This window comes from Arthrobacter sp. Sr33, assembly GCF_054511195.1.
On sequence record NZ_JBTNDD010000001.1, the window covers coordinates 239,792 to 252,316 of the forward strand.

11 protein-coding genes are annotated in these 12,525 nt (G+C 60.5%); 8 read left to right on the forward strand and 3 right to left on the reverse strand.

What is annotated here, in order from left to right; genetic code table 11:
- From ACX80T_RS01240 to pknB, 6 genes are read left to right on the forward strand one after another with little or no spacing between them, the layout of a single operon-like run.
- Positions 1-486, forward strand: a complete 486-nt coding sequence (locus tag ACX80T_RS01240) for an FHA domain-containing protein FhaB/FipA (RefSeq protein ID WP_019482029.1) — start codon at positions 1-3, stop codon at positions 484-486.
- Between the two features lie 44 nt (positions 487-530).
- Positions 531-2,009: a PP2C family protein-serine/threonine phosphatase gene (locus ACX80T_RS01245; protein ID WP_116778060.1), complete on the forward strand. Its 1,479-nt coding sequence runs from the start codon at positions 531-533 to the stop codon at positions 2,007-2,009.
- Positions 2,006-3,409, forward strand: a complete 1,404-nt coding sequence (locus ACX80T_RS01250) for an FtsW/RodA/SpoVE family cell cycle protein (RefSeq protein WP_116778040.1) — start codon at positions 2,006-2,008, stop codon at positions 3,407-3,409. Before ACX80T_RS01245 ends, ACX80T_RS01250 begins: the two co-directional genes overlap by 4 nt.
- The gene (locus ACX80T_RS01255) at positions 3,406-4,848 is read left to right on the forward strand and encodes a peptidoglycan D,D-transpeptidase FtsI family protein (RefSeq protein WP_116778039.1); all 1,443 of its coding nucleotides are present in this window, start codon (positions 3,406-3,408) and stop codon (positions 4,846-4,848) included. Before ACX80T_RS01250 ends, ACX80T_RS01255 begins: the two co-directional genes overlap by 4 nt.
- Positions 4,845-6,581, forward strand: coding sequence for a protein kinase domain-containing protein (locus tag ACX80T_RS01260; protein WP_459303527.1), 1,737 nt, complete (start codon positions 4,845-4,847; stop codon positions 6,579-6,581). Before ACX80T_RS01255 ends, ACX80T_RS01260 begins: the two co-directional genes overlap by 4 nt.
- A 42-nt stretch (positions 6,582-6,623) precedes the next feature.
- Positions 6,624-8,492: a Stk1 family PASTA domain-containing Ser/Thr kinase gene (gene pknB, locus ACX80T_RS01265; RefSeq protein ID WP_116778038.1), complete on the forward strand. Its 1,869-nt coding sequence runs from the start codon at positions 6,624-6,626 to the stop codon at positions 8,490-8,492.
- Positions 8,493-8,550: 58 nt separating this feature from the next.
- On the opposite strand, the gene ACX80T_RS01270 is transcribed toward pknB, so the two are convergent.
- On the reverse strand, positions 8,551-9,195 hold the full coding sequence (locus tag ACX80T_RS01270) for an anthranilate synthase component II (protein ID WP_116778037.1): 645 nt from the start codon (positions 9,193-9,195) through the stop codon (positions 8,551-8,553).
- A gap of 283 nt (positions 9,196-9,478) precedes the next feature.
- Between ACX80T_RS01270 and ACX80T_RS01275 the strand changes: the two genes are divergently transcribed.
- Positions 9,479-9,730 (forward strand): cell division protein CrgA, encoded by a 252-nt coding sequence (locus tag ACX80T_RS01275; RefSeq protein ID WP_019482037.1) that lies wholly within the window; start codon positions 9,479-9,481, stop codon positions 9,728-9,730.
- Between the two features lie 268 nt (positions 9,731-9,998).
- On the opposite strand, the gene ACX80T_RS01280 is transcribed toward ACX80T_RS01275, so the two are convergent.
- On the reverse strand, positions 9,999-10,658 hold the full coding sequence (locus ACX80T_RS01280) for a rhomboid family intramembrane serine protease (RefSeq protein WP_019482038.1): 660 nt from the start codon (positions 10,656-10,658) through the stop codon (positions 9,999-10,001).
- Positions 10,659-10,875: 217 nt separating this feature from the next.
- Positions 10,876-11,418 carry a peptidylprolyl isomerase gene (locus ACX80T_RS01285; protein WP_019482039.1) on the reverse strand — a complete coding sequence of 181 codons (543 nt, stop codon included), beginning with the start codon at positions 11,416-11,418 and terminating at the stop codon, positions 10,876-10,878.
- A 171-nt stretch (positions 11,419-11,589) separates the two neighbouring features.
- Here ACX80T_RS01285 and ACX80T_RS01290 point away from each other — a divergent pair, with 171 nt between their 5' ends.
- Positions 11,590-12,438, forward strand: a complete 849-nt coding sequence (locus ACX80T_RS01290; RefSeq protein WP_459303528.1) for a hypothetical protein — start codon at positions 11,590-11,592, stop codon at positions 12,436-12,438.
- Positions 12,439-12,525 lie beyond the last annotated feature (87 nt).

Sequence of the window (12,525 nt, forward strand, 5' to 3'; positions counted from 1 at the left end):
ATGAGTGACCTGAGCGAACTGACTCTCACCGTGCTGCGGTATGGCTTCCTGATCCTGATCTGGATCCTGGTAATTAGTGTAGTGAGCGCCCTGCGCCGAGACCTGGTGGTCGGTAGCAAAAACCGGCTGGGGACCCCTTCTGCCCGTCAAGCGCGAAAGCACCCCGAACTCGTCGAGGAGGCACCAGCGCGCGTTACCGCACGCACCCTCGTGGTCACCGAAGGGCCTCTGAAGGGCACCACACTGGATCTCGCGTCCAGCCCCATCCTGCTGGGCCGGGCCCAGGAAGCAACCCTCGTGCTTGAGGACGATTACGCCTCTGGCCGACACGCGCGTCTCTTTCCCCAGGGAAGCCGCTGGTTCATTGAGGACCTCGGGTCCACCAACGGCACGTTCCTTGCAGGCAGTCAGCTGACCCGCGCGTTGCCGGTTGATCTGGGTGTTCCCGTCCGGATCGGTAAGACGGTCATCGAATTGAGGTCATAGCGTTGGCCTACATCATGCGTTTCGCGGCCCGTTCAGACGTAGGGATGGTCCGCGTCAAGAATGATGATTCTGCCTACGTGGGTCGCTATCTGGCCGTTGTCGCCGACGGTATGGGCGGCCACGCTGGTGGGAACGTTGCTTCCGCCTCAACAGTGCTGGATCTGGTTCATCTGGACCGAAAAGATTACGACGACGGTGATGCCGCCAACCAGCTAGCCGATGAGATTCAGACCGCAAACACCCTGCTGTCCGAACTGGTGAACGCCAACCCACAGCTGGCAGGGATGGGCACCACCGTTACTGCCCTCCTATTGAATGGAAATAGACTCGAATTCGCGCACATTGGCGACTCCCGGGCCTACCGGCTCAAGAACGACGTCTTTGAGCAGATCAGCGTCGATCACACGTTCGTGCAACGGCTCATTGATGAAGGCCGGTTGAAGCCAGAAGAAGCCGATGTCCACCCGCACAAAAACGTGCTGATGCGGGTCCTCGGCGACGTCGACGCCAGCCCTGAACTCGATCTTGATTCCTTCGAAGTCGCCGCTGGAGAACGCTGGCTCCTCTGCTCCGATGGACTGAACGCCGTCCTCGGCGATGAGCTTATCGAGCGCATCGTGCGTGAAACCCCAGACCTACGGGCCACCGTCGACACCCTCGTCGATCTGACACTGGCCGGTGGGTCCCCGGACAACGTGACCATTGCGGTCGTCGAAATAGCCGAGGCGACCCCCGAGGACCTACGGACGGCCGCCCTGACAACCCTGCCGCCTGCCAAAGAGGCGGCCGGCGAAAAAGGCGACGACAAGCCAACCGGCGATCAGCTGCCGGGGAGCGCTATCCGCGCCGACGTTATCCGACAGGACCTTTCTTCCCGACCGCACATGCTGGTCGGCTCTGCGGCGCTAGCAACCGAGACCGGTCAAATCCCGATCGTTACGCAGCGGACCACCGAACGCCGGGCCGCGATGATGCTTACCCATAAAGCTGCACTCGATGCCGAGTTGTACGACAACGACGCCGACGCCGAGGAACCTGCCAGTGCCCGGAAACGATGGTTGATCCCCGCGTTTCTGGGGCTGATGGCACTCATTCTCGTTGCGGTGCTGTGGTTCGGATACGCCTGGACCCAGACTCGCTACTACGTCGCCGAGTACGAGGACAACGTGGCAATCTTCAACGGTGTCTCCCAGACGATCGGGCCGGTGACACTAAGTCACCTCGATCAAACCACTGACATTCCGGTGTCCAACCTTCCCGAATACCAGCGCGCCCGGGTAGAAAGTTCGCTACCTGCCACCGACCTTGAACATGCCCAGCGTATTGTCGAGGATCTGCGCGGCGACCTGCGTGCCGTCGCCTGCCCGCCAGGGAATGAGACCCCGTCGCCGTCCCCATCGCCGTCCGCCTCACCCTCGGGTTCCGCCGACCCCGCAGCAGAACCAACCAGCAGCCCCAGTCCCGAGAGCAGCGCCCAAGCCGCCCCCGGTGATGCCCAGGGTTGCCGAGACGAGTCATCATGAGCGACGTCCTTACCGTTTCAAAGTCACGCCGTAACGTGGAAGCGCTGCTACTCGTGATCGCCCTCGGGGTGGCAATCAGCGCCAACCTTATTGTCGGCCTCGATAAAGAAAACCCGCTGGACTCCGCCTTCTGGACCCAGAGCGGCATCCTCGCGGCACTGGCCCTCGCCTTTCACATTGTTCTGCGCTTCAGGGCTAAATATGCCGATCCGGTAATACTTCCTATCGTGATTGCCTTGAACGGCATCGGTCTGGCCATGATCTACCGGATTGACCTTGCCAATGACACCACCGTCGCTGAGAGCCAGTTTTTATGGACTTCAGTCGCCATGGCCGCATCTATCGCCGTGTTATTGGTGTTCAAAGACCACCGGATGCTTCGGCGCTTCACCTACATCTCGTTGATCGCGAGTGCGGTCCTTCTGCTGCTGCCCCTGTCACCGCTCGGACTTGAAATCAATGGTGCGCGGATCTGGATCAACGTTGGGTTTGGAACCTTCCAACCCGGAGAGATCGCCAAGATTACGCTCGCCATCTTCTTCGCTGGGTATCTTTCCACCAACCGTGACCTGATTCTTCTGGCAGGGAAAAAGGTGGGGCCGCTGCAGCTTCCCCGCTTCAAAGACCTCGCCCCCATGGTGGTGGCCTGGCTGGTCAGCATCGGGGTCCTGATCTTCCAGCGTGATCTCGGCTCCTCCGTCCTGTTCTTCGGCCTGTTCATGGTCATGATTTACGTTGCCACCAGTCGAATCAGCTGGGTCCTGATCGGCCTGCTGATGATTGCAGCCGGCGGGTTCGCTGCAATCCAGTTGTTCAGCCACGTCTCGCTGCGCATTGATAGCTGGATCAATGCGTTTGATCCAGACGTATTCAACCGCCAGGCGGGGAGTAGCTTCCAGGTTGTCCAAGGTCTGTTTGGGCTCGCCAACGGTGGACTCTTTGGGACAGGTCTCGGTGAGGGCCGTCCCGATCTGGTGATCTATGCCAACAGCGACATGATCATCGCCGCACTTGGCGAGGAGCTCGGACTGATCGGCCTTTTCGGCATCATCATGCTCTTCGTGCTGCTGGTATCTCGAGGCATCCGCACGGCTCTGGGCACCCGGGACGGATTCGGCAAGCTCCTGGCCTGTGGTTTGTCCTTCACGATCGCTCTTCAGTGCTTCGTTGTCATGGGTGGAGTCACCCGGCTTATCCCACTTACCGGTCTGACGACACCGTTCATGTCGGCTGGTGGATCATCGCTGCTTGCAAACTGGATTATCGTCGCGATCCTTCTACTCATTTCTGAGTCCGCGCGCCGCCCAGCTGTCACAGGGCCCATGAAGGATTCCTTTCCTGACCGACAGGACTTCCGCGCCGGGAACTTGACTAGCGGATCGAAGGAGGTCAGCGCGTGAACCAGGCAATACGAAGCTCATGGCTGGTAGCCCTCGCCATGTTCACCTTGGTTCTGGGGGCTCTGACGTTCGTCCAGTTCTTCGAGGCTGAGGCCTTGGCGGACAACGACTGGAACAACCGGTCACTCCTCCAGGATTTTGGAAAGAATCGTGGATCTATCCTTGTGGACGGGCGGGCGATAGCGGAGTCGGTCCCGTCCGATGACGAGTTCAACTATCAGCGGGTCTACAACGAACCGAACCTTTACGCCCACCTGACCGGGTTCTACTCTCTGGCCAACGGTGCCACCCAGTTGGAAAGCGTGATGGCCGATGAGCTTTCCGGCGCAAGTGACGACTTGTTCTATGACCGTATTGTTCAGTTGTTCTCCGGTGCCCAGGTTAAGGGCGCGTCGGTCGAGTTGACTATCGATCCAGAGATCCAGCAGCTCGCCTGGGATTTGATTCCCGACGGTCAGCAAGGGTCGATCGTTGTCATGGAACCCGGCACCGGCAACGTCCTTGCCATGGTCTCCAAGCCGTCCTACGACCCGAACCTGCTTGCAGGCCATGACACGGGTGTGGTGATGGAAAACCTCGAGGAACTCTCGTCGGTTCCCGGACTGTCGCCGTATTTCAACCCAGCCACGCAGTCACTGGTTGCGCCCGGTTCGGTCTTCAAGCTTGTGGTAGCAGCCGCGGCACTTGAGTCAGGCGACTTTGACGCAGATTCAGAAATACCCAACCCGGCGGTCCTCGACCTGCCCGGCACGGACGCTGGCCTTCCCAACTTCATCAACGGAGGCTGCGCTGCCCGGGCAACTGCTGACCTGGAATTCGCGCTTGAGCAATCCTGTAATACGCCGTTCGCGCAGATTGCCTGGGAATTGGGCGAAGAAACAGTCCTGGAGCAGGCGCAGGACTTCGGCTTCGGGGAGAAGTTCTTCGTCCCGGTTGAGGTTGCCGCAAGCCAGTTCCCTGCAGAGCTCAGCCAGCCAGCACTCGCCCAGTCAGCAATCGGCCAGTTCGATGTGAGGGTCACTCCGCTGCAAATGGCCATGGTGAACGCCGCCATTGCCAATGACGGGGTCCTCATGAAGCCCAATTTGGTGAAGGCCCTGCGCGCCCCCGATCTTGAGCGGATCAGCGCATCCGAACCCGAAGTACTGAGGGAATCAATGAGCGCTGACTCCGCGAACCAGCTCACCGAATGGATGGTGAACGTCGTCAACAACGGCACGGCGCGGGCAGCGGCTATTCCAGGGGTGGAAGTGGCGGGCAAAACCGGCACGGCCGAGGTTTCAGGCCAGGGCGACAACGCCTGGTTCACTGGTTTCGCACCAGCGGACGACCCGCAGGTGGTGGTATCGATCGTGATGCAGAACGTCGACATAGCGACGGGTGCACAACTAACAAGTCCAAGCGCTAGGCAATTGATAGAGGCGGTGTTGAATAAGTGAGACCTACATCAGGTATCACCTTAGGCGGACGGTTTAAGCTCACCGACCGGATTGCCATTGGCGGAATGGGCGAGGTCTGGAAGGCAATGGACCAGGTCCTGGGCCGGGAAGTTGCGATCAAGATCCTCAAAGAGGAATACACGGGTGACCCTAATTTCCTGGACCGTTTCCGCGCTGAGGCTCGACACACTGCGCTACTGAACCACGATGGCATTGCCAATGTCTTCGACTACGGCGAGGAAGGCGGCTCGGCCTATCTGGTCATGGAGTTGGTCCCCGGCCAGCCCTTGTCCACCATCATCGAACGCGAACAGGTCCTCTCACCGGACCGGGCGCTGTCCATCGTTGGCCAGACTGCCACGGCGCTGTCGGTGGCACACCGTCAGGGTTTGGTTCACCGCGACGTAAAGCCCGGCAACCTGCTGATCCTCCCTGACGGTCGGGTCAAAATCACCGACTTTGGTATCGCCCGTCTCGCTGATCAGGTTCCACTGACCGCCACCGGACAGGTCATGGGCACCGCCCAATACCTTGCCCCTGAACAGGCCACAGGCCAGGCTGCCACCGGCTCCAGCGACATCTATGCCCTGGGCGTGATTGGTTACGAGCTACTCGCTGGCCGCCGTCCGTTCTCCGGGGAATCCCAGATCGCTATTGCACTGGCCCAGGTCAATGACGCCCCACCGCCACTCCCCGAAACCATCCCTACCCCGGTCCGCGCGCTCATAGCCTCGATGCTCGCCAAGGACCCGGCCGATCGCCCCGCCGATGCCGAGTTGCTGGCACAGGCGGTAGCCGCCATCCGCAGGAATGACATCCGTGCTGCTGAAGCCGCGGTCCCAGGCATGCTCCTATTCGGCAACAGCACCGGACCGATCACCGCACCAGTCCCGGCTCCGGAAACTTCGGCTACGACGGTAGTGCCGACGTCGACGTCGTCGATGCCGATGGTCGGCGCCGCTGCTGCGGGGAACGACGACGTTGCAGCGTCCCGCGAATGGCACGAAGAGGAGATCGACCGGGGCGAGCCGGTACCAGAGTCTCGCGGCAGGAGCCCCTGGCTGATTCCGTTGATTCTCCTGTTTTTGTTGGTAGGACTTGGCGTCGGGTTGTTTTTCCTCTGGCCCGTTCTGACCGGGGCTGACGACGACCCCAGTACCCCCCCGGCCACCACTACGACCACAACCTCGCCTAGCGCGACACCGTCCGAGACGGAATCGGAAACCCCCTCCGAACCGCCCACGACTGAACCCGTTGAGACCGCAGAGCCTGAAATTGTCATTAGTGCCGCTCAGTTCGAAGGCCGCCCGGTCGATGAAGTGGTTGCCGAACTCGGTGCCCTCGGCCTGGCGGTCTCGACCGAGCAGGAAGAATCCGACATAGCAGAAGGCCTCGTCCTCAGTGTCAGCCCGGTGGGAACCCTTGCGCGTGGTGCAGCAGTGACGGTCACCTCCTCCTCGGGACCGGCGCCGGTTGAGGTGCCATCAGGTCTGGTGGGCTCCACTGAACAGGAAGTCCAGCAAGCCCTGCTCAATGCGGGCCTGCAACCAGCCAATGCTGGACAAGAGGAATCCGAGGAGCCTGCCGGAACTGTGCTGAGAGTGGACCCCAGCGAAGGTTCGGAAGTTGAACCCGGCAGCGCCGTCAACTACGTGGTGTCTTCCGGACCTCCGCAGACCACCCCGCCACCCGAAGAAACCACCAGCCCCCCACCCACCACCGAAGCGCCCTAACGCGCTTCCCTCACTATTCAGATGCAGGCGGAAGGCGGACAAGTGACCACTGACAGGGTCCTGAACGGGCGTTACGAAGTAGGTGAGCTCATTGGCCGTGGAGGGATGGCCGATGTGCACCTCGGTCGTGACATCCGGCTGGGCCGGTCCGTGGCAATCAAACTGTTGCGTCAGGACCTGGCCCGGGACCCTCTGTTCCAGTCCCGTTTCCGTCGGGAAGCACAGGCAGTCGCCGCATTGAACCACCCCACCATCGTGTCCGTCTATGACACCGGCGAAGAAGAAATCGCCGGGCGTTCAGTAGACGACGTGAAGGTCCCGTTCATCGTGATGGAGTACGTTGCGGGACGGACACTTCGCGATCTCATTCGCGCGGGGGAGCTGACCCTCGACCAGTCAGCCGAGCACATGGTGGGCGTGCTGTCGGCACTGGAGTACAGCCACAAGGCGGGTATTGTGCATCGCGATATCAAACCCGCGAACGTGATGATCACGCCGGAGGGAAACGTCAAGGTGATGGACTTCGGTATTGCCCGGGCCATCGCCGACTCCGCTGCCACCATGACCCAAACCCAGGCCGTCATCGGCACCGCCCAGTATCTCTCGCCTGAACAGGCCAGGGGCGAGACCGTTGACGCGCGCAGTGACCTGTACTCGGCTGGATGCCTGATGTACGAACTGTTCACCGCTCGTCCGCCGTTCGTCGGCGACAGCCCGGTTTCAGTGGCGTACCAGCACGTCCGGGAAGTACCCAAACCGGCCAGTCAGTTCAACCCCGAAGTCTCACCGGCACTCGATGCGGTATTGCACCGGGCCCTTGAAAAAGACCGTCAGGACCGTTACCAGGACGCTGTGGCCTTCCGGGTTGCATTGCAGCAGGCCCGCAAGGGTGTTGTTCCTACTACCCAGCCCCAGGAACGCGCCACCGAGGCACTATCGACCCTACCCGCGGCTGCCGTTTCGGCCGCCGGGGCTGAGGGCCCGCAGACCCGCGCCATGGCGAAGGTGCTGGCCGGCGGGTCGATGAGTTCGGGTCCCCTCACGGAAGATCAGCCTCCACTGTCGATTTCTCGGACGTTTAACGCCGACCGCGATGCCGACGAAGACCGCCGTCGTGCGGCCCGGCGGGCGTGGACCACAACATTTTTTATCATCGTGGCACTGGTTCTCGCCGGTGGGACGTTTGTGTTGTTGAACCTCCTTAACTCCGAGCCAGAGGGTCCGGTGCTGCAGGCGGTACCGACCGTCGAGGGCATGACTCAGGATGAGGCAGCCAATGCCATCTTCGCTGCCGACCTGCGCCCACAGTTTGACGAGGATTTCAGCGACTCCGTCGATCCCGGGTTGGTAATCGATTCGGACCCGGGGGCGGGGGAAGAGGTGGAACCCGGCTCAACAGTTAACGTCACCATTTCCGAGGGCCCCTCCGAGGCGATCATTCCCGAGAACATCATTGGCATGACCGAGTCGTCAGCCAGGGATGCGTTATCCTCAGCCGGCCTCAGCGGCGGCGCGGTGACCCAGGAGAACAGCGCAACGGTTCCGGCCGACCGTGTGATCTCCACCAGCCCCGGGGCAGGAGAGTCAGTGCCGATCGGATCCGATATCGACCTGGTGTTATCTACCGGGTTGGTCGAAGTGCCGCGTTTGATCGAATTGACTACGGAAGAAGCGATAGCGCAGTTGGAGGACCCGGCGAAGGGTTTGACCTACCGCATTGAAGAAGTAGAAAACGCCGTTGTGGACCCCGACACTGTCACCAAGCAGAGTGCAGAACCCGGTTCGGTGGTCGCGCCGGGCACGCAAATAGTGATTACCGTAGCCGTTGCTCCCGAACCCGAGGACGACCCGTCAGTAGACCCTGAGCCGACTCCTGCCCCGACGCCGCCGGAAGAGACTGCAGAGCCCTAGCTCAGGACTGTCAACCTTGGCTCTGGACTGCAAAGCCTAGCTTTCCGGGTCGCTGGACCTATTTGGAAATCAGCGGGCTCAGGGTTGACGACTTCTCAGCGGCCCCGACCAGACCCAGTGACTCAAGCCAGTTGCCGAGCATGCGATACCCGCCCTCGGTCAACACGGACTCTGGGTGAAACTGCACCCCACACAGCGGAGCAGTTCGGTGCTCCAACCCCATGATGATGCCGCTTGCCGTGCGCGCTGTGACCACCAGATCTGGTGGAACCACATCGCTGACCGCGGCAAGCGAGTGGTAGCGGGTCGCGGTAAACGGCGACGGCAGCCCCGTAAAGATGCTCCCTGCCTCGTGTTCCACCAGGGATGTCTTGCCGTGCATCAGCTCTGGTGCATGGGTAACGCTGCCACCGAAGGCCTCCGCCAACGCCTGATGCCCCAGACAGACCCCGAGCATCGGTGTCGAACTGGCACCGCACCACTTGATCATCTCGACGCATATCCCGGCATCGGCGGGCGTCCCTGGGCCCGGTGAAATCAGCACACCGTCACGCACCTCCGCGAGAGCGATCGCCTCAGCCAGGGTGACGTCGTCGTTCCTCACCACAGTGGTTTCGGCGCCCAACTCCTGCAGGTAGCCGACCAGGGTGTAAACAAAGCTGTCGTAGTTGTCGATGACCAGAATGCGGGTGGTTTTGCTCATAGCGCTCGTGAAATGCCCGTCGTTGAACTCTTGCGGCCTGTTGTACCTTGATCACCAGCAACGTGCTCCGCTGGTTTGTCCCGCACTGCGCGCAGGCTACCAGTACCCCACCTGGGTGGGGTACTGCACCCCAGCACCGGTTCAGTGGTTAGAATTGTGCGGAACCGTGCTGATGACATTGATCCTTTTTTCAGGATAGCGTGCGTCATCGCCGACTGCCGAGCCCTTGTGAGGGTAAACACTAAGGCGTTGCCACTGTGGCTTCGCCTCTCTAGGAGGACCAGTGCCCGAGTCGAAGTCCCGCAAGAACAGGAAACCGAGTCAGTCCAGCACCGCTGCCTCCGCCGAGCGGAAGCCCAATCCGGTCTGGTACAAACCCGTCATGTTCGGGTTGATGATTCTGGGGTTGCTGTGGATCATCGTCTACTACGTATCCGAGGCACGCTTCCCTATTCCCTCAATCGACTCGTGGAATATCATGATCGGATTCGGCCTGGCGATCATCGGGTTTCTGATGACGACGAAGTGGCACTGACCCACGCTTCCCCACAACCACTTCCCTGACGCGTCCGCACTGGTAGTGGGACAGAGCCAATTTCGGTCCCTGTCCCATAGTTACTGCGGACGCGTTTGCCGTTAAGGCGGACTCGTACACACGTTGTGCACTAAGTTATCCACAGCTGTGGGTAACTTTGCTGGGATCAGGTCTGAAGGTGGACGTTTTCGGCCCCATGCTTATCCACAGCTGTGGAATTACATGTGTGTAAGTTATCCCCGCTGTTGATAAACCTTGTGGACAACTTCTAACCCAGCGGTAGTTGTACGAGTGCCGAGCCGAGAATCGTCAAGGCTACGAGCAGCACAGCCAGACCCGCCAGACCTCCCCAATGGATCAGGGACCGGTTCTTCCCTTTGGGGGCGTAGGCGATGATTGCGGCGGCTGCGGTTCCGGTGAGTAGCCCACCAAGATGCGCCTGCCAGGAGATCCCTGGAACCACGAAGCCCAATACGCCGTTGATGGCGATCAGGACCACGAGTTGACGCACGTCGCCACCTCTGCGGCGCTGGACTATCAACATCGCACCAAACAAGCCGAAGACGGCGCCTGATGCTCCCACCACGGATTGCAGGGGGTTGGAGAGCAGGAGTACTGCCACGGATCCGCCAAACGCGGACAACAGGTAGAGAGCCAGGAAACGGGTACGCCCCAGCAACGGTTCCAGTGCTTGCCCCATGATCCAGAGCGCGTACATGTTGAAAGCGATGTGGAGCAGGAACCCGGTGGAGTGCAGGAACGCGGCCGTCAGCATTCGCCAAGGTTCAGGTGACAGGTATTCGGAGGTATAGAGGGGGGCATAGGCCAGTGCTCCGGTCAGCCCGGGGATGACCATTTGCAGCAGGAAGAGCACCGCGCAGATGCCGATGATTGAAAAGGTGAGAATAGGCTTCCCTTGCCTGGCCACACCGCCGAATATGGTTCGCTGGGTGGGAACGTTCCGCGCACTTTCCCTCACACAGTCAACACACTGAATCCCGACGGCAGCCGGTCGGTGGCACTCCGGGCACGCAGGTCTGCCACATCGCTGGCAGCGGACGTAGCTGACACGGTCTGTGTGTCGGGCGCACACGGGGACTTCCTGCTGCGGCTGGTCCGCCGGGATTCCGTATGTCATTGGTGTTTTAGAGCTGTTCTACCGTGATCGAGTTGATGACAACATCTTCCAGTGGCTTGTCCCGTGCATCGGTGGGAATAGCGTTCAGCTGCTCGACGATGGTGCGCGAAGCTTCGTCGGTGACGTCACCGAAGATGGTGTGCTTACCCTGGAGCCAGGTTGTTGGGACCGAGGTGATGAAGAACTGTGAACCGTTGGTACCGCGGCCACCCTGGATTCCTGCGTTCGCCATGGCCAGCTTGTAGGGCGCAGTGAAATCCAGATCTGGGTTGATCTCATCATCGAACTGGTAACCCGGTCCGCCGATACCCTGACCTAGTGGGTCTCCACCCTGAATCATGAAATCCTTGATGACCCGATGAAAAATCGTCCCGTCGTACAACGGCTTGGTGGATTCCTCGCCGCTCTGCGGGTGGGTCCAGGCCTTTTCACCCGTGGCGAGGCCCGTGAAGTTCTGCACGGTTTTCGGCGCGTGGTTCCCAAAGAGGTTCACCTTGATGTCGCCGAGGTTGGTGTGGATAGTTGCTTGTGCTGTTGCAATAGCTGTCATACCTCCATTCTTTCATGCGCCCTCTGGTAAACCACTGAGATTGAGCTGTTCCGCGCACAGTGAAAAATCGTCGGGGACACCGCGAACGAATAGCACGTCATTGCGATACCCCGTAGGCTGACAGTCAACAGTCACTATTCCCGGGAGGCAGATGTGAAGAAGAACAAACGTATGACCCGCGACCTCGAGAAGAGCGTCGTAACGAGTGCCGAAGCCGCACGGGACTGGGCAGCTCCACGCGTGGATGCCGCCTACAACTGGGTTGCACCACGGATCGAAAAGGGTTACGGATCTGCGTCGCCGATGATCCAGCACGGAGTACAGCGTGCCGCACACGGCATTTCCGACGGTATCTCCACCGTCACCCCACGTATTCAGGACGGCCTGGATAAGGTTGCTCCGCGTATTTCACAGGTGGTTGACACCACCACCCCGCACATCCAGAAGACCCTCGACCGCGCAGCTCCAGCGATCACCGGCGCTCGTGACAAGGTAGTTGGCGATTATTTGCCGACCCTGTCCCACAAACTGGGAGACGCCGCTGACAGCGTGTCCCGTTCCCTGTCCGGCGCAACGATCCCTGAACCGGTGAATCGGGCGGTTACCAAGGTCACCGGAGACAAGAAGACGGTGAAAAAGGCCCAGAAGGCTGCAGCAGCCGCCGCCATGAAAGCCTCGCGCGATCTTAAGAAGCGGCAGAAGAGCGGCAGCAAGGGCTGGCTGATCTTCGGTATCATCGCCGCAGCGATTACCGCTGGCGTTGCCGTCTGGCGGGCTTCCAAGCCGGTCGAGGACCCCTGGAAAACCCCCGTCAAGGTGGATACCAAGCCCGCAGGTGAGGCTGAGCGCGCTGAGGAGGCGAAGAAGGTTGTCGCTGACATCAAGGAGGCCGTCGATCGGGCGGCAGCCAAGGCTGGCAACGCTGCCGACGAGACGTCAGATGCAGCGAAGTCCGCTGGTACAGCAACGACCGGCAAGGTCGCTGATGCAGCAGAAGACGTGAAGGATGCGACCAAATAGTCATTTGGCCTAGCTTGAAAGGAAAGGCGGTTCTTCGGAGCCGCCTTTCTTTTTTTCATTCATGCCGTAACCGGGAACCACGGTGGT